The organism is Chryseobacterium sp. Leaf201 (assembly GCF_001421435.1).
Classification (GTDB): domain Bacteria; phylum Bacteroidota; class Bacteroidia; order Flavobacteriales; family Weeksellaceae; genus Chryseobacterium.
Genome location: NZ_LMKA01000112.1, coordinates 60105 through 83705 on the forward strand (window position 1 = coordinate 60105; position 23601 = coordinate 83705).

General features: G+C 41.0%; 23 protein-coding genes and 1 pseudogene. 16 read left to right on the forward strand and 8 right to left on the reverse strand.

Annotation, left to right across the window (positions count from 1 at the left end):
• The first annotated feature begins 521 nt into the window (after window positions 1-521).
• On the forward strand, window positions 522-953 hold the full coding sequence (locus ASE55_RS16815) for a hypothetical protein (protein WP_128414604.1): 432 nt from the start codon (window positions 522-524) through the stop codon (window positions 951-953).
• A gap of 240 nt (window positions 954-1193) precedes the next feature.
• Here the strand turns inward: ASE55_RS16815 and ribA are convergent.
• A pseudogene (ribA, locus tag ASE55_RS16820) lies at window positions 1194-1783 on the reverse strand (GTP cyclohydrolase II).
• 94 nt (window positions 1784-1877) lie between these two features.
• On the opposite strand from ribA, the gene ASE55_RS16825 reads away from it, so the two are divergent.
• The 8 genes from ASE55_RS16825 to ASE55_RS16855 all read left to right on the forward strand — a co-directional run bounded on the left by ASE55_RS16825 (window position 1878) and on the right by ASE55_RS16855 (window position 8837).
• Window positions 1878-2531, forward strand: coding sequence for a TetR family transcriptional regulator C-terminal domain-containing protein (locus tag ASE55_RS16825; protein ID WP_056222352.1), 654 nt, complete (start codon window positions 1878-1880; stop codon window positions 2529-2531).
• Between the two features lie 10 nt (window positions 2532-2541).
• A complete protein-coding gene (locus tag ASE55_RS16830; protein WP_056222355.1) occupies window positions 2542-3861 on the forward strand; it encodes an ABC1 kinase family protein in 1320 nt (439 codons plus the stop codon).
• Window positions 3862-3863: 2 nt separating this feature from the next.
• Window positions 3864-4019 carry a DUF2256 domain-containing protein gene (locus ASE55_RS19970; RefSeq protein ID WP_082474637.1) on the forward strand — a complete coding sequence of 52 codons (156 nt, stop codon included), beginning with the start codon at window positions 3864-3866 and terminating at the stop codon, window positions 4017-4019.
• Window positions 3971-5275, forward strand: a complete 1305-nt coding sequence (locus tag ASE55_RS16835; protein WP_056222358.1) for a DASH family cryptochrome — start codon at window positions 3971-3973, stop codon at window positions 5273-5275. Before ASE55_RS19970 ends, ASE55_RS16835 begins: the two co-directional genes overlap by 49 nt.
• Before the next feature lie 107 nt (window positions 5276-5382).
• Window positions 5383-5664 (forward strand): TIGR03643 family protein, encoded by a 282-nt coding sequence (locus ASE55_RS16840; RefSeq protein WP_056222361.1) that lies wholly within the window; start codon window positions 5383-5385, stop codon window positions 5662-5664.
• A 189-nt stretch (window positions 5665-5853) separates the two neighbouring features.
• Complete coding sequence (locus ASE55_RS16845; protein ID WP_056222363.1) at window positions 5854-6552, forward strand: SDR family NAD(P)-dependent oxidoreductase; 699 nt, start codon at window positions 5854-5856, stop codon at window positions 6550-6552.
• Window positions 6553-6600: 48 nt separating this feature from the next.
• On the forward strand, window positions 6601-7245 hold the full coding sequence (locus tag ASE55_RS16850; RefSeq protein WP_056222365.1) for a MarR family winged helix-turn-helix transcriptional regulator: 645 nt from the start codon (window positions 6601-6603) through the stop codon (window positions 7243-7245).
• Between the two features lie 476 nt (window positions 7246-7721).
• Window positions 7722-8837 carry a calcium:proton antiporter gene (locus ASE55_RS16855; protein ID WP_056222368.1) on the forward strand — a complete coding sequence of 372 codons (1116 nt, stop codon included), beginning with the start codon at window positions 7722-7724 and terminating at the stop codon, window positions 8835-8837.
• Window positions 8838-8935: 98 nt separating this feature from the next.
• Here ASE55_RS16855 and ASE55_RS16860 read toward each other — a convergent pair whose 3' ends face one another.
• Window positions 8936-9880 (reverse strand): beta-1,6-N-acetylglucosaminyltransferase, encoded by a 945-nt coding sequence (locus ASE55_RS16860; RefSeq protein WP_056222370.1) that lies wholly within the window; start codon window positions 9878-9880, stop codon window positions 8936-8938.
• 549 nt (window positions 9881-10429) lie between these two features.
• Between ASE55_RS16860 and ASE55_RS16865 the strand changes: the two genes are divergently transcribed.
• Complete coding sequence (locus ASE55_RS16865; RefSeq protein ID WP_082474639.1) at window positions 10430-11185, forward strand: DEAD/DEAH box helicase; 756 nt, start codon at window positions 10430-10432, stop codon at window positions 11183-11185.
• A 68-nt stretch (window positions 11186-11253) separates the two neighbouring features.
• The gene (locus ASE55_RS16870; protein ID WP_056222372.1) at window positions 11254-11448 is read left to right on the forward strand and encodes a cold-shock protein; all 195 of its coding nucleotides are present in this window, start codon (window positions 11254-11256) and stop codon (window positions 11446-11448) included.
• 252 nt (window positions 11449-11700) lie between these two features.
• On the opposite strand, the gene ASE55_RS16875 is transcribed toward ASE55_RS16870, so the two are convergent.
• Both ASE55_RS16875 and ASE55_RS20370 read right to left on the reverse strand, forming a co-directional pair.
• Window positions 11701-12390, reverse strand: a complete 690-nt coding sequence (locus ASE55_RS16875) for a phosphatase PAP2 family protein (protein WP_056222374.1) — start codon at window positions 12388-12390, stop codon at window positions 11701-11703.
• Window positions 12391-12592: 202 nt separating this feature from the next.
• Window positions 12593-12754 (reverse strand): hypothetical protein, encoded by a 162-nt coding sequence (locus tag ASE55_RS20370; protein ID WP_157844664.1) that lies wholly within the window; start codon window positions 12752-12754, stop codon window positions 12593-12595.
• 210 nt (window positions 12755-12964) lie between these two features.
• Between ASE55_RS20370 and ASE55_RS16880 the strand changes: the two genes are divergently transcribed.
• From ASE55_RS16880 to ASE55_RS16895, 4 genes are all read left to right on the forward strand, one after another.
• Entirely contained in the window at window positions 12965-14392 is a 1428-nt protein-coding gene (locus ASE55_RS16880) for an SDR family oxidoreductase (protein WP_056222377.1), read from the forward strand.
• A gap of 160 nt (window positions 14393-14552) precedes the next feature.
• Entirely contained in the window at window positions 14553-16694 is a 2142-nt protein-coding gene (locus ASE55_RS16885; RefSeq protein ID WP_056222381.1) for an ATP-binding protein, read from the forward strand.
• A gap of 175 nt (window positions 16695-16869) precedes the next feature.
• Window positions 16870-18405 (forward strand): PAS domain-containing sensor histidine kinase, encoded by a 1536-nt coding sequence (locus ASE55_RS16890; RefSeq protein WP_202967116.1) that lies wholly within the window; start codon window positions 16870-16872, stop codon window positions 18403-18405.
• A 2-nt stretch (window positions 18406-18407) separates the two neighbouring features.
• Window positions 18408-18773: a response regulator transcription factor gene (locus tag ASE55_RS16895; RefSeq protein ID WP_056222385.1), complete on the forward strand. Its 366-nt coding sequence runs from the start codon at window positions 18408-18410 to the stop codon at window positions 18771-18773.
• A gap of 196 nt (window positions 18774-18969) precedes the next feature.
• Here ASE55_RS16895 and ASE55_RS16900 read toward each other — a convergent pair whose 3' ends face one another.
• The 4 genes from ASE55_RS16900 to egtD all read right to left on the reverse strand — a co-directional run bounded on the left by ASE55_RS16900 (window position 18970) and on the right by egtD (window position 22337).
• Window positions 18970-19356: a hypothetical protein gene (locus ASE55_RS16900; protein ID WP_056222388.1), complete on the reverse strand. Its 387-nt coding sequence runs from the start codon at window positions 19354-19356 to the stop codon at window positions 18970-18972.
• A 278-nt stretch (window positions 19357-19634) separates the two neighbouring features.
• Window positions 19635-20120: a DUF4385 domain-containing protein gene (locus ASE55_RS16905; RefSeq protein WP_056222391.1), complete on the reverse strand. Its 486-nt coding sequence runs from the start codon at window positions 20118-20120 to the stop codon at window positions 19635-19637.
• Between the two features lie 35 nt (window positions 20121-20155).
• Window positions 20156-21331 carry an ergothioneine biosynthesis protein EgtB gene (gene egtB / locus ASE55_RS16910; RefSeq protein WP_056222464.1) on the reverse strand — a complete coding sequence of 392 codons (1176 nt, stop codon included), beginning with the start codon at window positions 21329-21331 and terminating at the stop codon, window positions 20156-20158.
• Window positions 21321-22337, reverse strand: a complete 1017-nt coding sequence (gene egtD / locus ASE55_RS16915) for an L-histidine N(alpha)-methyltransferase (protein ID WP_056222393.1) — start codon at window positions 22335-22337, stop codon at window positions 21321-21323. Before egtD ends, egtB begins: the two co-directional genes overlap by 11 nt.
• Before the next feature lie 217 nt (window positions 22338-22554).
• Between egtD and ASE55_RS16920 the strand changes: the two genes are divergently transcribed.
• On the forward strand, window positions 22555-23559 hold the full coding sequence (locus ASE55_RS16920) for an SDR family oxidoreductase (RefSeq protein WP_056222396.1): 1005 nt from the start codon (window positions 22555-22557) through the stop codon (window positions 23557-23559).
• Window positions 23560-23601: the final 42 nt, after the last annotated feature.

A 23601-nucleotide genomic window follows, 5' to 3' on the forward strand; every position in this document is an offset into this window, starting at 1 on the left:
TGTATAAAAAAAATGATAAGGTTATCATAATAACTATACTTATCAACATCGTATTACATGAATCAGCAATCAATTACGTAAAAAAATATAAAAAATAACAGGCTAAATTCTTCACTGAAATGATATGATAAGAAACATTAAAATCTATTTAACTTTTTTTTAACTGAAAGTGTATAAAAAACACTTTCCAGCTCCTATATTCTTAAAAAAAATAATTTTTCTTTTACCATTTTCATATCCAAGACTACAAAATCATAGCAAAAAGAAAAATTCAAATCATTCTCTGAATTAATTTTTTGAGAACGGAACATTAAAAGATTGTCATTTACTGCCGGATCATTATCCAGAGAAAATAATCAGATATACATGAGCCGTATGATGGTTGCAATAACGGATTATTTTCAATAAATAAGTATCATTTCATGCCCGTATTCTCAGATGCTGTATTAATTTTTTCCCAATTTTACAGGTATGGCACAACTTCTGATGTAGGAAAACCGCAACACTTTAAATCCAATATTATGTCTATAAAAATACAGGTTGCTATTTGCACACAATGCAATGGCTACTACTCATCTGCGCCTTTGGAAAAAAAGGATACCGGACATCCTGAAATTATCGATCACTTCTTTTATCACGGTGAGCCCTGGTTTACGCTGGAACAGGAAACATTTGACCGATGCAGAGGTTATGAACATACGGAAATTGCGGTGGTTGATCTTCATGAACATGCCCAGAACGACCATCAGTACTGTCATTGCAAGAAAAATGTAATTACTGAAGAAAAAATTCTTTCAGCAGGCCCTAAACTTCAGAAAAGCATTCCGGTTGCAGAGAAATATGAAATTGAAACTGAAATTTATTTTAAAGACCTGTATTATACTTACAATAATTTTCATGGAATACAGATTCCTGCGGCCGGCAATTATAATTCCAACAGAAAGTACGGTTAACAGCCAGTCCTTTCATTTTTAATAAATAACGGTATCTGAGAATAATTTACAGGCTAAATTAAACTCATGATATTTTCAACATATAACTGAGAAATGCGCACGTTTTTGTGCCGCATTTTTCTATGTCGTAATAAACTATGATTTTATACTTATCTGAATATAAATTTCAACACCAATCCATATATTTTTTTCACACCGGTAATACCCCGTATTAATTGATGCTGATTGATTATAATAAAGCTATATCTTTTCCAGCAGGTGCCCGAAATAATCTCTCTTAGTCATCAGGTAGCTTTCATTCACCGCATTGGAGTCTATTTCCAGGGAATCCTTCCCGCCAGAGTAATGCCGCTGTTCTCCAGTGCCTTCAGCTTATCCGGATTGTTGGTGAGCAGGTAAATACTATTTACATCCAGAAGTTTAAGCATCTCTATGGCTACTCCAAAATTCCTTCCATCAGCAGGTAATCCCAGGCGGAGATTGGCTTCAACCGTATCCAGCCCCTGCTCCTGAAGTGCATATGCTTTTAATTTATTGATGATCCCGATATTCCGTCCTTCCTGGCGAAGGTAAATAATCATCCCTCCGTTTTCAGAAACAAATTTCATGGCGGCATCAAGCTGCTGGCCGCACTCACATTTCTTAGAATGGAAGATTTCACCGGTGATACATTCTGAATGGAACCGTACATTAACCGCCCTGCTGAAATCCGTTGTTTTGGAAACCCATACCAGATGAGGCATCCAGTCGGTCTCGTCTTCAGAAAATGCGTATACGGTAAAGATCCCAAAATCAGTCGGGATATCGGACTGTGCCTGTATTCTTAACATCATCTAAAATTTAAATCATTTTTATAGTACAAATTTATACTTTATTTTAATTTAAAGTAATATTATTTACTAAATTTGTAAGAAAGAAATTCAAATGGAAAATCAAGATCAGAATTATATAACCTCAGAAAGCATACTTGAACTGTACGGCGATTACATTCTTAACCATGGCGAAAAACCGAAAAATGTGTATCTGTTTGCCAAAGAAAACGGATTTGAAGAAAAAGAATTCTACCATTTCTTTTCCGGGTTTGAGCATATGGAAAGGGAAATTTTCAATCACCTTTTTAAAAAATCCCTGGAACTTGCAGCTGAAGTCAATATCTCTGAAGAAGTAACGGCTAAGGAAAAGCTGCTGAATGTTTATTTTATCTTCTTTGAGAACCTTACAATGAACAGATCACTCATTCTTTCATTGTTGGGAAAAGACAGAATGGAAAATGCAAAGGTTCTGAAAAGCCTGAAAAAGACCCATCAGCAATTTATCAGTACGCTGGATTTCAACGAATGGGAAATACTGAGGAAAGCGGAAAAAATCAGGAATTTCAACGAAAAATCCAGACAGCAGGCATTATGGCTGCACCTCGTATCATGTATCGAGTTCTGGAAAAAAGACACATCGCCGGACTTTGAAAAGACAGATATCTTTATTGAAAAAACAATTGATACCGGATTTGAGCTGATTGATAACGAACCGCTGAAGAAGCTTCTCGATCTCGGAAAATTTTTATGGAAAGAACACAGGTAAACAAGCATTTATGAAAACATTAGATAAAATACCGACGGGGAAAATTGAAAGAACCGGAAGCCTCCTGAAAGCAGGTGCCAAAGTGGGCGTCAATTACCTTAAATATTACGGCAATAAAATAACCAAAGATGAAGGCGAAGCAAGAAAAATCCTGAATGAAGACAATGCTTCGGACATATATGATTCATTGAAAGAACTGAAAGGGTCTGCTCTGAAAGTTGCGCAGATGCTGAGCATGGAGAAAAATATGCTTCCGGTGGAATATGTGGAAAAGTTTTCGCTGTCCCAGTTCTCAGTACCGCCGCTTTCAGGGGCACTGGTAAGAAAGACGTTCAGGAAATACTTCGGGAAAAATCCTGAAGAAATATTTGATGAATTTTCTTCGGAATCGGTAAACGCGGCAAGCATCGGCCAGGTACATAAAGCCCGGAAAAATGATAAATCCCTCGCGGTGAAAATACAGTATCCCGGCGTGCGTGAAAGCATCAGCAGCGACCTTAAAATGGTAAAGCCTATTGCCATGAAAATGTTCAACATTAAAAAGGACGGCTCGGAATCTTATTTTCAGGAAGTTGAAGACAAGCTTTACGAGGAAACCGACTATAATCTCGAACTTCAGCGGAGCCAGCATTTTGCATCGGAATGCAGGCATCTCCCGAACCTTCTTTTTCCAGCCTATTATCCGGAATATTCATGTGAAAAAATCATTACGATGGACTGGATGCCTGGGCTTCATTTTTCAGAGTTTACCAAAAAAAGCAATACACAGGAAGAGCTGAACCTGATAGGGCAGACTCTCTGGGACTTTTATATGTACCAGATGCACATCCTTAAAAAAGTACATGCAGATCCGCATCCGGGTAATTTCCTGGTTTCTGATGATCAGAAGCTCCTGGTTATTGATTTCGGATGCATCAAGGAAATCCCGGAAGATTTTTATACGCCTTATTTTGAAATGGCGAAAGAAGAAAACCTGAAGAATCCTGAGATATTCAGGGATAAATTATACACGCTGGAAATACTGCGTGATGACGATACGCCTGAGGAAACCGCCTTTTTCTCAAAACTCTTCTATGAACTGCTGGAACTGTTTACCAGGCCTTTCAACCGGGAAGATTTTGATTTTTCAGATGATTCGTTCTTTAATGAAATCGCAGACCTCGGACAGCGGTATTCAAAGCTCAGCGATATGAAAGGAATGAATGCCAACAGGGGTTCAAGACATTTTATCTACCTCAACAGGACATTCTTCGGGCTGTACCATATGATGCATGACCTGAAATCAAACCGTGTGGTTATCAACAATTATAAAAATTTTGTAAAACCGTAAATATGCCTGCCGGAATGCCTTCAAAGACCTGTGAAGTCTGCGGACTTCCGTTCAACTGGCGAAAAAAGTGGAAAAAAAACTGGGACGAAATTAAATACTGCAGCGAACGATGCCGGAAAAACAGAAAATCAATATCCTCTGGTACACCAAAGACCTGAGAACGAGAGACCAGGAATCCCTGTACCGGATTATGCAGGAAGATACGCCGTTTCTTGCCCTGTATATTTTTGATGAGGACTTTTACCGTGAAAAACAATGGGGATTCAGGAAGTGCGGCCGCTACCGGGCAAAATTCCTGCTGGAAACGGTCCGTGGCCTCAGCTCTGCTTTAAAAGAGAAGAATATTCCGTTTCTGGTAAAATACGGAAAAACAGAATCCATTTTCAAAGAGCTTTCTGAAAAATATACGGTGGAAAAAATCTTCTGCCAACAGGAATGGACACGGGATGAAAACGAAACGGAACGCAGGATAAAAAACGTTCTCCCTTTTACATCATGGGAAAAATCATACACCCAGTTTCTTATCAGTCCTGATTGTACCCGGGAATATTTTGCAAAAGTCCCGATACAGTTTACCGCTTTCAGGCAGAAGCTTGAAAAAAACTTTACGGTCCGTGAAGAATTTGATTCCGAACATCTGACCTATAATAAATCCGGCCCTGAACTTCATTTTACCAGTGATGATGTCAGCCTGAAATCATTGGGGTTTGATGAATTTGAACCTGACCGCCGTACTGCTTTCCCGTTTTCGGGAGGTGAACGGCAGGCGTCTGAGCGGTTATCCTATTACTTTTCCGGATCCGGAAAGCTGGACACCTATAAAGAAACCAGAAACGGAATGAAAGGTACTGATTACAGCAGCCGGTTCTCCGCCTGGCTGGCTGACGGAAGTCTTTCTGCCGTAACGGTGTACCACGAAATAAAAAAATATGAAGCACGGAAAGGAAGCAGTGAATCTTCTTACTGGATGGTTTTTGAGCTGCTCTGGCGGGATTTCTTCAGGCATACTTCATTAGAATATAGAGACCGTATATTCCATCAGCGCGGTATTAACGGGAAGATATATGATTACACTCCTGACCCGGAGCTGATCCGGCAGTGGACCGAAGGAGAAACAGCTTCCGGTTTTATCAATGCGAATATGATGGAATTAAAGCATACCGGATGGATGAGCAATCGCGGAAGGCAGAATGTTGCCTCTTACTTCAGCAAAATTCTGAAACAGGACTGGAGAATCGGGGCTGCTTATTTTGAAGAAATGCTGATCGATTATGATGTGCACAGCAATTACGGCAACTGGATGTACCTCGCCGGAGTAGGAAATGATCCGCGGAATAGGATATTCAGCCCCGAAAAACAGGCAGCCCAGTATGACCCTGAACAGGAATTCATACAATTGTGGCTGAACAGATAAACGTACGGAACAATTATTCCTTTTGAGGTTGGAAGCAACAAAATACCTAAATACAGAAAAAAGAAAACAATATTTTACAATACGTCAACCTTATAAAACAACATAGTATGGACAAACCATTCACTCTTGAGCAGATAGACCGGATTATTGAAATGGCCTGGGAAGACCGGACACCGTTTGAAGCCATTGCCTTTCAGTTCGGGATCAGTGAGGCGGAAGTTATCCAGCTGATGCGCGCGGAGCTTAAACCATCAAGCTTCAGGTTATGGAGAAAACGGGTCAACTCGGGAGTCAGCCAAAAGCACCTTATGAAAAGAAAAGAGGAAATTACCCGGTTCCGGTGCAGCAGGCAGCGTGTGATCAGCAATAATAAAATCTCAAAAAGATAAATTTTAAGTAATCTTCCATTTGATCTCATGACTGAATTAAACCTTCGATTATAATTTAATAAAGTTAAGAACCCATTTAACGGTTTCTCGCAGATTGAAGGGATTACGCGGATTTTGTGTATTTAAACCTGAATAATCTGCAGCAGCAGCTCTGAAATTTTTAATCAATAATAAACTAAAAAATAAAATATGAAAAATATGGTCATCATCGGATGCGGATCAGGAATCGGACTGGCTGCTGCGAAAATTCTTTCCGAAAATCATAAAGTTACCGGTATTTCCAGGACATTTAACCCGGAACTTCAGCATGAAAATATCGAATTTCACGAGATGGATATCCTTACGGGAAATTTAGACGATATTGCTTTTCCCGAAAGTATTGACGGCCTTGTGTATGCACCCGGAAGCATCAACCTTAAACCGTTTAACCGCCTGACCGAAGGTGATTTCAGAAATGATTTTGAAATTAATGTTTTGGGAGCTGTAAAATGTATCCAAAAACTGCTTCCGAACCTTAAAAAACCGGAAAGCTCCTCCATTGTACTGTACAGTTCCGTGGCGGCAAAGCTCGGAATGCCGTTCCATGCTTCGGTTGCTACTAGCAAAAGTGCTGTTGAAGGACTGGTAAGAAGCCTTGCGGCAGAATTTTCAGCACAGAAAATCCGGGTCAATGCCATTGCGCCTTCTTTAACGGATACGTCACTTGCTTCACAGCTGCTTTCCACCCCGGAAAAACGGGAAGCTTCAGGCAAAAGACATCCGATACAGAGAATCGGGAGCCCTGCGGAAATGGCAGAGATGACGGCTTTCTTACTTTCTGATAAAGCATCATGGATTACCGGACAGATTTTCGGGATTGACGGCGGAATGGGAAGTGTTAAACTGTAATTTTGAATCCCGTAACCAAACGTATATCTTTACACCAAAAATTATATCATGCATACTGATTTTTTTATCGATCTGCTTCTGCAGGTAAAAGATTTTGAAAATTCCGGATCCTACACGCCTCAAGCTAAAGTAGAAGACTTCCGCCTGTGGCTGAACGATAAAAAATACAGGGAAGAAAGCCCTACCAAACTTTTTAGGAATGAACAGCATGAGGTTTCCTTCAGAGAAAATGAAATCTGTAAGCAGATCCTTTTGCTGAGCAGGTATTCTAAACAGCTGATCAGGAAAGGGCTTGGGGAATTTCCGGAGCTGGCCAATGAAGAATTTACCTACCTGTACCGCCTGAAAGACGAACCGAATCTTACCAAAATACAGTTGATTGAAAGAAACGGCCATGAGAAACAGACCGGCACACAGATCATCAAAAGACTTCTGGAAGCGGGGCTGATTGAGGAAAAAAATGATGAGGAAGACCGCAGGAGCAAAAGGCTGAACCTGACCAAAAAAGGGGAAGAACGTTTTCACCAGTCGGTTGAGAAAGTGAATCTTACCTCCGTTATCCTGTCAGGGAAACTCTGTGATGAAGAAAAAAGCGATTTATTAAAAACTTTAATCAAGCTGAATGATTTCCATTCCCATCTGTATTCCGAGCACAGAAATTCAGATGTACGCATGATCAGCCAATTAATTTAATTAACATAAAGAATATCATATATCTTTTATTCCAAAGCTGCCGTGGTGATAGTAAACGGATCTGTCCAGGAAATTTTATGCCGTAACCTAAATCCGTCTGTAAAAAAGAAACCGACAAGATATTCAAATCCAAATAAAACTTTAAGGCCCTGATATCATTTATTTGCCATATCAGGGCTTTTATCTGATCGCGATGGTTACCGGAACGTATGCTCCAGTAACGGATTCTCATAAATTAACAGTATCTTTACCGAAACCGTCTGTTTTATAATTTATTTATTATCCGGCAGACATCATGATAAGAATAATTCTGTTTTAACCGGAGGCATGCAGAGTAATCATCTCTTTGCAGGCTGTCCATCCCGATACCAGCATTGTCGCATTTCAATAGTATTAAGATGCATTCCGGCAGGATCAGTTAACATTTCCAATTCCACTCCCTATTCTTTTATTACTGAACAGACCGTAAAAACCTTATGAAGAAAAAAATATATCTTTTAACCTGGACTATCCTGATTCCCGTTCTCGCCTGGCTGGCGTATTTCGGAAGCCATTTTTTTTCAGGCACCTTTTATTCTGCAGTCCTTTCATTATTTCTTATAGGAAGTGTCCTGGCCGCGGTATACCATTCAGAAATAATTGCCTACCGCGTGGGCGAACCGTTCGGAACACTGCTTCTCGCCTTTGCCATCACTGTAATAGAGGTGGCACTGATTATTTCCATTATGCTGGGTGCAAAAGGCCTTGAAACCATAACGCTGGCCAGGGATACCGTGTATGCTGCAGTAATGATTATTCTTACAGGAATTATCGGAGGCTGTATTATCGTGGGATCTGTTAAATTCAAAGTACAGAACTTTACGCTTCAGGGCGTGAGTACGGCACTTATTACGCTGACGTCCATCAGTATCTTTGTACTTATTTTACCGAATTATACCGTAAGCCACAATGGCGGGGAATATACTTCCCTTCAGCTGCTGTTTGTTTCGCTGATCAGCCTTTTATTATATTTGGGATTCACCATGATGCAGACCATCAGGCACCGCAGTTATTTTATTTCACCGGAAAACAGGTCAGCAGCATCTTCTGATGATAACGGAGATGATGATGAAGATGATTTTCCGGATAAACCGTCCAACCGGCAGATGAGCATGAGTATCCTGTTCCTGATCCTGTGTTTGGGAATTGTGGTTTTACTGGCCAAACTGCTTTCCGGGGATGTGGAATCTATAGTAAAATGGGCCGGAGCACCGAAATCTCTGGTAGGAATTATTATTGCGGGAATTGTTCTTCTTCCTGAAGGTATGGCCGCCTTCCGTGCAGCAAGGAATAACCAGATTCAGACTTCGCTTAACCTGGCGTTCGGTTCTGCACTGGCGAGCATCGGGCTGAGCATTCCGGCTATTGCCATTACGTCGGTAATTACCGGCATCAGGATGACACTGGGAATCGATATCAAATCTACCATTTTGCTGGGCCTGACCCTGTTTATCATCACCATTTCGCTGGCGACGGGAAGAACGAATATTATGCAGGGTTTCGTACTGGTAGCCATTTTTCTGGTGTATCTGTTTACGGTAATTATTCCTTAAAACATTAATGCTGTGAAGTTTGGAAACAATCAGGTAAGTAACAACTTATGCTGCGTATTTTTGTTTTTCTGTTGTTTAAATATCAAATGTTTCAGACATTAATTATTATGGAAACCATCTGACCGAAGTTCCCGCTCAATTTCATCAACCTCACCAAGCGGAAGGTCATAGGTCTGTTTGATATAATCCAGAATATCCGGGTCTGTTTCAGGATTTATTTTTCTGATAAAAAGATGATTGCCGGATCTTAACGATTCAATAAACCCCTCGGGGCTTCGTTTCTTAAAAAATGCTTTTTCTATGACGGCCCTTTTGTCATCATTCACAATGATATCTTTAAAGGAAGTATTCATAAAAACAGTCTGGAAAAAAGATTCTGCGGGCAGAAAGGTATGAAGATAATAGTCTTCAAAATCCATTACCTTCTTATTGCCGGTCATAAACATACAGGTTTCGCGGGTAAGCATAAACCATTTTCCGCCTATGTAAGGAATGACTTCCTTCATAAAATCCCTTTTGTAAATAAGCGAAGAAATCTTGTGGGTAAGTTCGGTAAAATGATTCTGTATCCGCTGCAGCGTATCCGGCCTGTGAAACTTCTGGTCATAATAAAAAATGTAGTTCCTGCCTTTGTTGGCGGTAAGAAACTTTCTGATGATGTCCTGTGATTTCAGGGGATAATCTTCGCCGCTCAGATTGATGAAATAATCCCATTCCCTGCTTGCATTCAGAAGGAATTCCATAGCGTCAAGCTCAGCCTGGATCATACTGAACCCGCCGGAAACAATATTCATGCTTTCAAGAACATATGCGTTGGGAAACCGGACTAAAAACAACTGAATTTCTTCTGTGATCTCAGGTTCTGCCTTCCGGTCAATATGGATCAGATAAAACTGGTCCTGGGAATAAATTTCAGCAAACATAGCCTTAAATACTTCAGGTTTATGATGAACCATAATGAAGTAGGCAATCTTCACACGCGTACCTGCCTGTAAGGGCAGAGGACGGAGGCAGGGCTGGGTAACGGGTGAAGAAGTCTGCATATACGGAGCTTAAAACCATCCGCTTTTTGCAGACCATTGTTTAACATGGGGAAGCTAAGAACAAATTTCTGATAATCAACACCTTAAAACTGCAGTTATTCCGTTTTTTTATCGTATGTTTGCAAAAGCATTTACAAAACAGGTTTCTGCCTTCGCCATTCTGTATAAGTTTAAAATCACAATTTTTCTTTCAGTCTCGCTTTTCAGCTGCCCGCTTTAAACTTCATTTTATTACCATAGAATAATACAGGCGATTGATTGGCTGGTTCCGGAATATCCATACAGACAGAACAATCCTTTTATAAAAGTTTATTTTTTACTTTAAAGATGTAGATGAGCCACAGTGAAGGTAAAGGATAAATTCTTATGCCGTCCGTTGTGTGAGATATGCATTGCAAAGCCCTACAGCTGTATTTTCACTGAGAATATTTCTGCTGCTGAAGCAAATAAACAGGTTGGAAAGATCATTCTTTGTTAACTTGTTTACAAAAATACATCAATTCAGATCTCATAAATAAAGATCTGTCCATAAAAACAACAGAAATTCTGATGTCCAGTATAAGTTTTAAACATTTAAATTTAATTAATCCTATTGTCCGCGCCGTAACGGAAGCCGGATACTCCAAGCCTACTGAAATTCAATATACTGCCATCCCCCATATTTTAGCCGGAAAAGACATTATGGGATGTGTACAGACGGGAATGGGGAAAACCGCCGCATTTGCCATGCCTGTTATGCAGCTGCTGAAAAAAAACACGCCTGACCATAACGAAATAAGAACCCTGATCCTGACCCCGACACGCGAACTGGCGGTACAGATTGAGGATGACTTTAAGATGTACAGCAAATACCTGCCTTTATCCCAGCTTTCTATTTTCGAAGGTGTTTCCGCAGGAGGACAGCTTGCAGCCCTCAGAAAAAGAGTGGATATTCTTATTGCCACGCCGGGAAGGCTTCTGGAACTGATAAACCAAAGGCATATCGATCTTTCAAAAATCGAAATACTGATCCTGGATGAAGCAGATACCATGCTTGATCTGGAACTGATTACTGATGTGAGAAAAATCCTTCAGCAGGTTTCAAAAAAGAGGCAGACTTTATTGTTCTCCGCTACCCTATCCGCAGAAATCCGTGCTGTAGCCGATACACTACTTCAGAATCCGGTAGAGGTCAGCACCTCCCCTGTTTCACCGAAAGCACAGAGCATTCCGCAGCCTGTATATGCTGATAAAAGAAATATGCCTAATGTACAGATGGAGTTTACCCTGCCTGTTGCAACACCGGATTTCCGGTATAAAAACTAAGCTGACAGGTATTGTTTTACCTGATCATCATACACAAGTAAGAATAACAACAATTTAATATAATTACCATGCAAGAAGGCACCGTAAAATTTTTTAATGAAGCAAAAGGCTTCGGATTTATTGCTCCGGCAGACGGAAGCAGTGATATATTTGTACATTCTTCAGGACTGACGGTAAGGTCGATCCGTGAAAATGACAAAGTGGTTTTTGATGTACAGAAAAGCGAAAAAGGCCTGAATGCCGTTAACGTTAAGCTTGCGTAATTAAAATCCCTGCACGGTTTCATATAAGAAAAGAGCCTGAAGATTTGTATATAACGGAATTAATGAACAGAAAAACACAAATATTGTATCGATAAATCCCGTTATCCTGTCTGGTCTGACCATCTGATCTGACAGAACAAATTTTCCGACCTTTTCCGAATAATAAACAGGATAAAATCAATACCCTCTCATATCTATGGGAGGGTATTGATTTTTAATAACAACAGCTGATCTCTTGATTTAAAAAATGATTTACAGTATCTCCTGTTTGTACTGATCCGGTCTGTTCTTCAGATACAGCAGCCGTGCAATCTGCAGAAATTGGATCCCGATGATGAGTCCTCCGAGAATATCGGTAAACCAATGTGCTCCGAGATAAATCCTCGAAACAGCACCGCAGATAATCATAAAAACCAATAAAGAAATCAGTACGGTTCTGGCCCTTCTGCTTATCTTTTGCGAATAATAAATGATCATACATAATATTCCGAAAAAAACCGTGTAGAAAAGCACATGGCCGCTGGGAAAACTCTGGTATTTTGTTTCTTCAATAACCCTTACGATATCAGCACCGGGTCTCGGCCGGTCAATCAGCATTTTAAGGGTCCAGCTGATGGCACCGGAGAGTACCGTGGAACCGATCAGGACGGCTTCCCTTTTTTTTTCGGAAATCAAAAACAGCAGTGAAGCAAGACAGATGGCAAAAAAAGCAACCCGCACCCTTCCCAGCCAGCTGAATCCTTTCATAATATAATCCAGAACGGTATGCTGCTGATGCTGAAGCACACCCGTTACATAATAATCCCAGTGGGCAGAGCGGTTAGAAAGTACAAAAAAGGTTAACACCAGAAATGAAACGGTAAGCAGAAAAAACAGCAAGGCGTTTGTAAATACTGTACGGCTGAATAAGGACTCATAGATCCTGAATCTTTTTCTATGCATGAAAGGAATAATAGATTGATGAATTAATGATGATGATAATTAAAATCGGTTTTAAAAGGAAATGCTTTATTTGATAATAAAACTGTCCTGAAATTGATGCTGAAGCGGTTAAATATACTTGTCGGGAAAGTTTATAACCTCTGCTTTTTGCCTACAAAAAAAGCTACCGAAGTAGCTTATTATTCATAAAAGGAATCAAAAACTAAAATAAATTATTCTGCTTAAGGCTTCCGCTGGCTCCTTTAGGCAGGAACACAACTTTCCGGCTGATCATTTTGGCTTTCTCAAGAACTTTAATCGCTTTCTGACGTTCGATTTCCTTATTCATCGTTGAGGGGCTGTCCCATTGAGTAGATTCTTTCATATTATATAATTTTGTGGTGTTAGTGGCAGTGAAATCAGGTACTCATTTACCTGCTTATTATTCTCTTAGCATAAAACAGACCATTTTTAAAAAAATCAGGGGGTAAAATGAAAAAAGTTTCCCGTATGGTATCAGTTTTGTAAACTTTCAATGCATCCGGGTAGCAATTAAAAAATAAAATACCGGCAAAAACATAATAAAAAACACAGGATGAAAATATTTCTTACAGGAGCAACGGGATACATCGGAAAAAGACTGCTTATCCAGCTTTTAAGTGATGGGCATGAAGTCATCTGTTCGGTACGTGATAAAAAAAGGTTTGATACTTCAATGTATCAGAATTACCAGGATAAGCTGAGCATTGTTGAACATGATTACAATGATTCCAAAACCCTTACGCCCATAGAAAAAGATATTGATGCGGCATATTATCTTATCCACTCCATGTCTTCCAATGCAGACTTCAGCAAAGCGGAAAAAATATCTGCCCGGAATTTCTCCGAGACCATTGAAAAGACTTCCTGCCAACAGGTGATTTACCTTACGGGAATTGTGAATGAAGATAAACTTTCCAAGCACCTCCAGTCGCGGAAAGATGTTGAAGAGGAACTGAAATCTCCCAGCTACAGCCTTACCGTGCTCCGTGCAGGGATTATCATCGGATCCGGATCGGCATCCTTTGAAATCATCCGTGACCTGGTGGAAAAACTGCCGGTGATGGTTGCTCCGAAATGGCTGAAGACACTCTGCCAGCCCATTGCCATCAGAAATGTTATTGAACTTCTCACCGGCGTTATGCACAAACCGTTTACCTATAACAAACACTTTGATATTGCAGGCCCGGATGTGCTTTCCTATAAAGAAATGCTGCTCATGTTTGCCCGTGAGCGCAAGCTGAAAAGAATGATTATTTCCGTCCCCTTCCTCAGCCCTAAATTATCTTCCTACTGGCTGTATTTTATTACTTCAACCTCTTATGCTTTGGCAAAAAACCTCGTCGACAGCATGACCATTAATGTAGTGGCTGAAGATAACGACCTGGCAAAAAAGCTTAATGTAAAACTCCTCACTTATCAGGAAAGCCTTAAACTGAGCTTTGATAAAATTGAACAGAACGAAGTGCTGTCTACCTGGTATGACTCATTCGGGAATTACCGCTATACCAAAAATGTATGGGAATTTTTAGAGGTTCCGAGCAAGGGTGTTTTTAAAGACAGAAGGACGCATGAAGTGAAAGATGAAAAAAAGACCTTAAGCAAAATCTTCGGGATCGGAGGGAAAAACGGATGGTATTATGCCAATCACCTCTGGAGTATACGGGGAATACTGGATAAGCTCTTCGGCGGTGTGGGACTGAAGAGAGGCCGTAAAAATTCGGCTACGGTGAATGCCGGGGACAGCGTAGACTTCTGGAGGGTACTGTATGCCAGCAAGGAAGACAAAAGGCTGCTGCTTTTTGCTGAAATGAAAATGCCGGGTGAAGCATGGCTGGATTTTAAAATCGAAAACGGAAAGCTGATCCAGGAAGCCACTTTCAGGCCTGTAGGTCTGATGGGCAGGCTCTACTGGTATTCCGTACTTCCGTTTCATGCGTATCTGTTTAACGGAATGATTAAAAAACTTACTGATGACCGGTAATCTGAGCCCCGGAAATACCTTAATAACATGTTTCCGGGACAGCGTTTTTTAACCACATAAGAATGTATAAATTTTGCGAGGTACCACTTTTTTATTTTTTTTATAATACCTTTACTGTATCTATTAGCGCAACCTTTTCCTTATCTATTAGAAAAACACTATGATTGAAAATACTTTTGGAATAAATATCGTGCCTGAAAATGAGGCAGGCCGTCTTGATGCTTTGAAACGCTACCGGATTACCGACACTCCTTCAGAAGAAAGCTTTGACGGTATTGCCAGGCTTGCTGCACAGATTTTTAACACACCGGTATCATTGCTCTCGCTGGTAGATGCCGAATCCGTATTTTTTAAAGCAAACGTAGGAATGGGTAAAGCGACCCGCGCCAACAGAGGGAAAAGCCTTTGTGCCCTTGCGGTAATGGACGAAAAGGTAACGGTATTTGAAGATGCCCTGAAAGAGCCCTGCCTGATTGCCAACCCCAATGTAACCGGAGATTTCGGACTGCGTTTTTACGCAGGAGCACCGCTGATTACGCATGACGGATTTCTTATCGGTACATTGTGTATCATCGACCAAAAATCAAGATTATTCAGTGATGCGGAAAGGTTGATCCTTGAAGGCCTTGCCAGAACAGCCATGGATCATATAGAACTCCGGAGATCTTCTTTGGATACCATAGATGAGGTAAAACAGGTTAATAGCCAGTTGAACAAAACCCGGAAAAATCTGGAACAGGCGGTACATGAACTGGCTGAGTTCAATATGGAAATGGAAGCCACCAATGATGAGCTCAACAAAGTAAACAATGAACTGAGCAAATCTTATGATCTCACGGTTTTACTGAATACCAGCCTTAAAAACAGCGAACAGCGCCTGAAATCATTTATCAGCAAAGCGCCTGTTGCATTCGGTATCCTTGCCGGAAGAGAACTGATGATAGAGGTAGCCAATGATATGATTCTCAAGGTATGGGGCAAGACCGGCTCCGTTATCGGCATGCCGCTTGCAAAAGCCCTGCCTGAACTGGAAGGCCAGCCTTATCTCAGTATACTTGACGGTGTTTTTACCTCAGGTAATGCTTACACAGGTGACACTGCCCATGTAAAGCTGGAATACGAAGGAATTATCAATGACTGCTATTTCGACTTTATCTATGAGCCGCTTAAAAATGAACACGGGGAAACTGTAGCCATTATAGTGATTGCCAATGAAGTTACCTACCGTATCAATAAAAAGAAAAGACTGGAAGAACTGAACCAGCAGCTTCAGATTGCCCTGCATGCAGGCAGGCTCGGATCCTATAATCTGGATCTCAAAACAGGTATCATGAGCTGCTCGGAGATCTGTAAGGCCAATTACGGCGTTGCCAATGAAGATCCCTTTAATTTTGATGACCTGATGAACAGCATCCTGCCGGAATACAGGGAATATGTAAAAAAAGAAGTTAACAGTTCTGTGAAGAATGCACTGCCCTATCATGCAGAATACATGATCAGGTGGCCGGATGGTTCTCTGCACTGGATGAGTGCATCAGGACTGCCAGGTTATGACAGCGAAGGAAACCCCGCAAATATGAACGGGGTTACCATAGATATTACCAAAAGAAAAAATTACGAAGTACAGAAAGATGATTTTCTGGGGATTGCAAGCCATGAACTTAAAACACCTATTACGAGCTTAAAAGCAACCATCCAGCTTCTTACAAGGATGAAAGGAAATCCGGGCCATGAGATGGTTCCGCGGCTTATTGACCAGGCTGCGGGCAGTATGAAGAAACTGAATGCCCTCGTAGACGACCTCCTGAATATGCACCGCATCAGTGAAGGGCAGCTCGAACTCAAGAAAGAAATATTCAATGTTTCCAAAATGCTGGATAACTGCTGCAATGACATCCGGTTCATCGGGAAATATAACCTTGTAATAGACGGGGACCGTGAAGCTTCTGTTTTTGCAGATGAGAACAGGATTGAGCAGGTAGTGGTGAACTTTGTGAACAATGCCGTTAAATATGCACCGAATTCCAGAGATATCTACCTGTTTATAGAAACTGTTGACAACGGTCTGGTAAAGGTCAGCGTAAAGGATAACGGCGACGGTATTGACCCTGCCATCCAGCCTTTTATCTTTGACCGTTATTACAGGGCGAACCATCAGGGTAAAAAGTATTCAGGCCTCGGGCTGGGGCTGTATATTTCTTCTGAAATTATTAAACGCCATGAAGGGGACATAGGGGTTGAAAGCACTTTAGGCGAAGGCAGCCGCTTCTGGTTTACCCTGCCGGCAAAAGAGGCGGTGTAAATTCATACCTGATAAAATTACCTTAACATAATGATATTAAACAGATTAATTAATTATTGCATATAAATCATAGTATAGGCATGCTATTTGTGTATGAAGTATTCGATATACAGATTTGCAAAATTTTGTGCTTTTTCTCATATTTGCAGATCAATGTCAACAATAACAGTACAATTTGAAAGCATTACAACACAGCTACAGTATGATGGACAATAATATTGACATTTATATTCAGGCGCTGAATTCAGCTAACTGCGGGATTATCATTACCGATAACACCCAGCCTGACAATCCCATTATTTACTGTAACAAGGCATTTGAAACCATGACGGGTTATTCTTATGATGAGATCATAGGACATAACTGCCGTTTTCTCCAGGCCCAGGACCGCTCACAGCCCGAAAGGAATTTTCTTAAAGAATGTATCTTCAAAGGGAATGAATGCCGCGTGGAGATCAGGAATTATAAAAAGAACGGGCATCTGTTCTGGAATGAACTTTTTATTTCACCTGTTAAAAACAAAGAAGGTAAAGTTACACACTTTATCGGTGTCCAGAATGACATCACCGAGCGCAAGAGATCTGAGCATGAACTGCGTGAAGAAAAATCTTCAGTTGAAAGAAAAATCAAGGAACGTACCAAGGAACTTGTAGAAAAAGAAGTTTTCCTTTCAAGTATCATCCAGACCGTAAGAGAGAGCCTTCTCGTATTGGATTCAGATTATAAAGTACTGAGTGCCAATAATCATTTTTTAAACTCGTTTAAAGTTACCTCGGAAGATACCGTAGGAAAAATTTTATTTGAACTTGGAAACCACCAGTGGAACATCGGGCCTTTAAAAGAACTTCTGACGAAGATCCTCCCTACCAACAATCCGGTGATCGATTATGAGGTGGAACACAATTTCCCGTATATCGGTAAAAAAGTAATGCTGGTAAATGCCTACCGCATTGAATTCGAGGGACAGTATAAGGACAGGATATTAATTGCCATAGAAGATATCACGGAGAAAAAAGAAATTGACCGCCGGAAAGATGATTTCCTTTCCATAGCGAGCCATGAGCTTAAAACACCGCTTACAACCATTAAAGGGCTGATCCAGCTTCTTCAGAGGATGGCGCCTGAAGGTTCTTCTGAAAAATACACCACTACGCTTGATAAGGTGTCGGTATATGTAGACCGCTTGAATATCCTGATCTCAGATCTTCTGGATACTTCTAAAATACAGTCGGGCAACATAGAACTTCACAAAGAGCCGTTTAAAATTGATAAAACCATTACCGATACGGTAGAAAATTTATCACTGGCCGCTCCCAACCATAGGATTTCTTTAATCGGAAGTACGGAATCAACTGTTTTAGGGGATGAGCTGCAGATTTCACAGGTAATCAATAATCTGATTTCCAATGCCATTAAATACTCTCCCGGTTCAGATAAAGTTGAGGTGTATATCAACAGGGTAGGTAATTTTGTGAAGATTTCGGTGAAAGACTACGGAATGGGCATCAATGCCCAGGACAAAGCAAAAATTTTCGAAAGGTTTTTCCGGGCAAGGGATATCCAGAAAAAATTTCCGGGGCTTGGTATCGGCCTCTACATCTCACACGAAATTGTTGTTAACCATAACGGAACACTTTGGGTAGAAAGCGAAGTGGGCGAAGGATCAACCTTCAGCTTTACGCTACCTATAATGAAAAATGATGAAAATTGAAAATGAATAGCAAAAAGATCATCGTCTGTGATGACGATCAGGGCATACTGGATGTGTTACAGATGCTCCTTGAAACAGAAGGATTTACAGTTCTTACAGAAATCAACAGTACCAACCTGATCAAACAGATTCAAAGCAATACGCCTGATCTTATCCTGCTGGATCTCTGGATGCCTCTTCTTTCCGGCGACCAGGTGCTCAAAATGATCCGCAATACTGAAGGAATAAAGGATATGCCTGTCATTGTTTTATCTGCCAGTGTAGACGGCAGTGATATTGCCGCTGATGCCGGAGCTAATGACTTTGTTGCCAAACCTTTTGATCTTGATGACATCATCCTTAAAATCAATAATTTATTGAACAGTTAATTTACTGATTACCCTTTTAAAATATAATACCGCTACGGAATGCTTCATTCCGTACATTCGTGTTTTATAATTTCAGCCAAACTTTCTGTCAGTGCTGTTTTACTTTAGATTTTTATTTGTATTGATGAATGAATAAGCAGAATGTGCGCTACTGATACTGGAATGCCTTTTTTGATGAATTTTTTCTAAGCTTAAATTATAAAGCCGGTACCAGATAATGATGTACAGGAACTGTTTTTTCTTCCGGCAGCTTAAAGCTGAACAGCGGAAAATTCCCGTTTATAAAAGTATAGCTGATGTTTTTTGAATCCAGATAATCTTTGGTGGTTTTTATCAGAACAGATATCATCCAAATATTGAGCTTTATTTCCTGATTTTGGAACAGATGTATTGAATTATAAATATTGATAAAGGTAAGTTCAATAATTTCATCTGAATATTCTTTCAGGCATGAAGACTGTAAGGTAAGGCCATACAGCAGGCCGCAATATTTATCATACAGATAATCAAAACCTTCCCTATCTTTCTTAATAAGTAAAGAATAAAGTTCAGGATCTGAAAATAAGGTTGTTATTGTTGTCATCGGTATTCATTATTGCTGTTTTTCACTCCTCACCATGCACTAATGAATTGTTAAAAACGGATATAATTTGATTGACTGTCATCTTCGGATTATGACGAGGATCAGATCTTTGTTCCTTTTTAAAAATATTAGATATGTTCTCTAAATCAAAACATGTGCTAAACTTATTATTTTATGATTCTGATTATAAAATATCCTAAAATTATCATAAAAGAATATTTTTATTATGTAGATTAATCTGTATCGTTTTAAAATATTAATATGCAGACCATAGCCTCTCAGCCTTTATTTTTCTTCCATTCCTTTTTCATCCGGGCATATTGGCTGTCGGCTTCCGCTTCTTTCCACTTGTCATAAAAAATTGCTGCTGATGCGGCCTTTTCAGGATCGCCGGTTCCCCTTTCCAAAGGTTTATATTCATTTTCCTTGTCATACTTTTTGCCTCCTTTATAATTGCAGTACCTCCGCGCCCGGGTATAACCCATCTGCAGGTATTTCCTGGCCATGTCTGCGCCTACAAAATCATGATCTTTAACATACTGCCTGAACATCCCGAAAATCTTTTCCGAGCTTTCCTCTGCAATCTCTATGTTTTTGAAACGCCAGTGCGGCCCTATTTCACTTTTATACGGTTCACAGATCAAAACACCCTGCTCTCCTTTCCCCACACGGTACAGCTCAGGGTGAGCACGGTAATCAATATCGGGTTTCCAGGGATAATCCTCTACATTGAAATTCAGGTAACTGGGTTTATTTTCTTTCATATTTAAATAGAATCAGGAAGTAAAGAAAGCATCAATTATTTCGCGAGCCTGATTCCCGAGAACTGCCATTGAAGGTCTGCCGGAAAAAAGTTCCGGTAGGTGTGCCTGCTGTGTCCTTTGGGGGTTGCTTCAGAGGCACCGCGTAAAACCATCTGATTTACCATAAATTTCCCGTTATACTCTCCTACTGCTCCCGCTTCTTTTTTAAATCCCGGATAAGGAAGGTAGGCACTGTTGGTCCACTCCCAGCGTTTGCCCCATTTAAAATTCGGGGAAGCAATTTCCCATTCCTGTTCTGTAGGAAGACGCATGCCTTTCCAGGATGCATAGGCAGAAGCTTCATAAAAACTTACGTGACAGAGTTCCTCATCTGGGTTTACTTCCTGTAAACCGCTTAAAGTGTACATCATCCATGTTCCGTCAATATAATGCCAGTATAATGGAGAGATCATATTCTTTTCGTTTACCCAGTTCCAGCCGTCAGCATGCCAGAACCTGAAATCGGTGTATCCGCCAGCTTCTATAAACTCCATGTATTCACCATTGGTAACCGGATGTTCTGCGATCCTGAAATCATCCACATAGACTTTATGCCTACCGAGCTCATTATCAAAACAGAATCCTGTACCGGAAAACCCGATTTCATAGATTCCTGCGGAAAAAGACAGCATTTCACGGTCTTCCTGCACGCTTTTCATACGCCTCTTTTCATCAGGCTTATATACGGGAAACAAGGGATTATGCCCCAGAATATATTTGATATCCGTCATGAGCAGTTCCTGGTGCTGCTGCTCATGGTTAAGCCCGAGTTCAAGCAAGGGCTCAACAGCTTCGGTCATATACTCGCTTTCCAGGAACTCAGCCATTTTCTCATCCACATATTTCCTGTACCGGTAAACATCCGCAACCGAAGGCCGGCTCAGGTTCCCACGGTCCGTACGGATTACACGGGCACCGATGGTTTCATAATAACTGTTGAACACAAAATTATATTGAGGGTCAAATACCTTATAGGAAGGATCATACTGCTGAAGGATAAAAGTCTCAAAAAACCAGGTCGTATGTCCGAGATGCCATTTGGGAGGACTGACATCCACTACAGGCTGCACCACATAATCTTCAATTTCCAGCGGCGCACAGATCGCTGCCGAATGCCGGCGGATATCCTGAAACCGTTTAACCAGGGCATTCGTTATTATATTAGTTTCCATAAACATCAGTTTTAAGATGATCCTTTTTCCAGATACTGTCAACAAACCAGTTTTTGGAATCTTTAATTTCTCCTGCTACCTTAAAGCCTGTATGCTCTGCCAGGTGATGGATTTCATCCATTGAAAATTTCTGTGACACTTCCATATCAATGATTTCATTTTCTTCAAACATGATTTTTTCACCGGCAATCACCACTTCCTGTTTAACCAGGCTTACCAGAAAGCTCCGGCAGGATCCGCTTACGGGATCATAGGTTGCGTAATGCTGAAAATAATCCGGATTGAAATTACCTTCCAGCTCGCGGTTGATCCTGGAAAGAAGATTCAGGTTGAAGGCTGCCGTGATGCCGCTCGGGTCATTATAGGCGTTTAAAACCGTATGAGGATTTTTCTTTAAATCAAAACCCACTAAAAGAATATCTTCCGGATCTGAAAGGTGATGTAATTCCCTGCAGAAACCTTCTGCTTCCTGACTGCTCATATTGCCGATATTGCCTCCGAGAAACAAAATGACTTTCCGCCTGGATGACATTGCCGATGCTTTTTTAAGCATTTCAAAATACTCCCCTTCCAACGGGATCATATTAAGTTCAGGCAGTTCTTTGTTCAGGTTTTCTTCAAGTACTGATAAGATATTGCCGGATATATCAATCGGCATATAGGTAAAGTCGGCTCCTTTTTCAGTGAGATGCCTCAGGAGAAAAGTAGATTTCATCGCATCGCCTGCTCCCAGCTCAATAAGGTCAAAAGGGCTGCCATATGCATTAATAAGATGGGCAAGATCTTCGGTTTTATTCCGGAAAATATCCAACTCGCATCGGGTAAGGTAATATTCAGGCATGGCCATGATCTTCTGAAACAGTCCGTCTCCGGTTTTATCGTAAAAATATTTGGAAGATAAATGTTTGGGATTGCTGCGGAGGCCTGTAAGAACATCTTCAAGAAAATGATTCAGCTGATCGCTTTCATGCACTGTTTCAGGTTCTTCAGTTAACGGTAGACTCATATCTATAGTAGTTTGGTAGTTAAATTCAGCAACTATCTTGCCGCCGTCGCCGAAGCTTCATTATTATTTATATACAGATAAGTTTTCGCGATAAAATTCCAGGGATTAAATCATATTTCCTTTAAAAAAATACAGGATATTCCAAGCTTGGAATGTTCATTGCTATGATACTGTAACGGCTGTACATACGGCCTACCACACCACAAAGTTTAATATTATGGAAAAAACAATCACAAGAAGAAATGCGATTGGAAAAATAGCAGCGACCCTTGCTGTTGCTGCTGTTGCTCCGAGTACCCTGGCACAGTCGCAGAATCAAAAAGTACGAAACACTACCGGTCCGGATCTTACCGATCCCACTACCAAATATCCGAGGCCTCCTTTTAAAAGTCAGTTTCAGCCATTCCCCGGATTAGCCAGTAAAATGGATCCGGTACCAGACCATGGCGAAAAAAGTTATATCGGATCCGGAAGACTGATGGGAAGAAAAGCTTTAATTACCGGCGGAGATTCCGGGATCGGCCGTGCAGCAGCCATTGCGTACGCCCGAGAAGGTGCCGATGTGGCCATCAACTACCTTCCTGAAGAAGAATCTGATGCGGCAGAAGTAATTGAACTGATCCGAAAGGCAGGGCGTAAGGCAGTTGCCATTCCGGGTGATATCAGAGATGAGGAATTCTGTAAAAAACTGGTTTCACAGGCTGTACAGCAGCTTGGCGGACTGGATATCCTGATCAACAATGCAGGACACCAGAAAACCAATGAATCCATTCTAGACATCAGTACTGAAGCATTTGACAGAACCATGAAAACCAACATATATGCACCGTTCTGGATTACAAAAGCTGCACTTCCCCACCTGAAGCCGGGATCATCCATCATCGGGCTTTCATCCGTTCAGGCCTATGACCCTTCTGAAAACCTGTATGATTACGCACAGACCAAAGCAGCGACCACCAGTTATGTAAAATCGCTTGCCAAGCAGCTGGGCCCGAAAGGAATACGGGTAAACGGCGTATCTCCCGGACCGGTATGGACGGCACTGGAAGTAAGCGGCGGGCAGACCCAGGAAAACCTGGTGAAATTCGGGGGCGATACACCTTTGGGAAGGCCGGGACAGCCTGCCGAGCTGGCTTCCATTTTTGTACAGCTGGCTGCCAATGATGCCAGTTTTTCTTCAGGGCAGATTTACGGAGCCGCGGGAGGAAGCGGACAGCCATAATCCTTGAATACCCATTATTTAACTATATAAATAAAAAGAACA

Coding starts and splice junctions, on each gene's coding strand:
- ASE55_RS16870 (WP_056222372.1), top strand. CDS start 11,254: ATGCAAGAAGGCACCGTAAAATTTTTTAATGAAGCAAAAGGCTTCGGA.
- ASE55_RS16825 (WP_056222352.1), top strand. CDS start 1,878: ATGGAAAATCAAGATCAGAATTATATAACCTCAGAAAGCATACTTGAA.
- ASE55_RS16855 (WP_056222368.1), top strand. CDS start 7,722: ATGAAGAAAAAAATATATCTTTTAACCTGGACTATCCTGATTCCCGTT.
- ASE55_RS16850 (WP_056222365.1), top strand. CDS start 6,601: ATGCATACTGATTTTTTTATCGATCTGCTTCTGCAGGTAAAAGATTTT.
- ASE55_RS16905 (WP_056222391.1), bottom strand. CDS start 20,120: ATGAAAGAAAATAAACCCAGTTACCTGAATTTCAATGTAGAGGATTAT.
- ASE55_RS16875 (WP_056222374.1), bottom strand. CDS start 12,390: ATGCATAGAAAAAGATTCAGGATCTATGAGTCCTTATTCAGCCGTACA.
- ASE55_RS16865 (WP_082474639.1), top strand. CDS start 10,430: ATGTCCAGTATAAGTTTTAAACATTTAAATTTAATTAATCCTATTGTC.
- ASE55_RS16900 (WP_056222388.1), bottom strand. CDS start 19,356: ATGACAACAATAACAACCTTATTTTCAGATCCTGAACTTTATTCTTTA.
- ASE55_RS16840 (WP_056222361.1), top strand. CDS start 5,383: ATGGACAAACCATTCACTCTTGAGCAGATAGACCGGATTATTGAAATG.
- ASE55_RS16885 (WP_056222381.1), top strand. CDS start 14,553: ATGATTGAAAATACTTTTGGAATAAATATCGTGCCTGAAAATGAGGCA.
- ASE55_RS20370 (WP_157844664.1), bottom strand. CDS start 12,754: ATGAAAGAATCTACTCAATGGGACAGCCCCTCAACGATGAATAAGGAA.
- ASE55_RS16880 (WP_056222377.1), top strand. CDS start 12,965: ATGAAAATATTTCTTACAGGAGCAACGGGATACATCGGAAAAAGACTG.
- egtD (WP_056222393.1), bottom strand. CDS start 22,337: ATGAGTCTACCGTTAACTGAAGAACCTGAAACAGTGCATGAAAGCGAT.
- ASE55_RS16830 (WP_056222355.1), top strand. CDS start 2,542: ATGAAAACATTAGATAAAATACCGACGGGGAAAATTGAAAGAACCGGA.
- ASE55_RS16920 (WP_056222396.1), top strand. CDS start 22,555: ATGGAAAAAACAATCACAAGAAGAAATGCGATTGGAAAAATAGCAGCG.
- ASE55_RS16860 (WP_056222370.1), bottom strand. CDS start 9,880: ATGCAGACTTCTTCACCCGTTACCCAGCCCTGCCTCCGTCCTCTGCCC.
- ASE55_RS16895 (WP_056222385.1), top strand. CDS start 18,408: ATGAATAGCAAAAAGATCATCGTCTGTGATGACGATCAGGGCATACTG.
- egtB (WP_056222464.1), bottom strand. CDS start 21,331: ATGGAAACTAATATAATAACGAATGCCCTGGTTAAACGGTTTCAGGAT.
- ASE55_RS16815 (WP_128414604.1), top strand. CDS start 522: ATGTCTATAAAAATACAGGTTGCTATTTGCACACAATGCAATGGCTAC.
- ASE55_RS19970 (WP_082474637.1), top strand. CDS start 3,864: ATGCCTGCCGGAATGCCTTCAAAGACCTGTGAAGTCTGCGGACTTCCG.
- ASE55_RS16845 (WP_056222363.1), top strand. CDS start 5,854: ATGAAAAATATGGTCATCATCGGATGCGGATCAGGAATCGGACTGGCT.
- ASE55_RS16835 (WP_056222358.1), top strand. CDS start 3,971: ATGCCGGAAAAACAGAAAATCAATATCCTCTGGTACACCAAAGACCTG.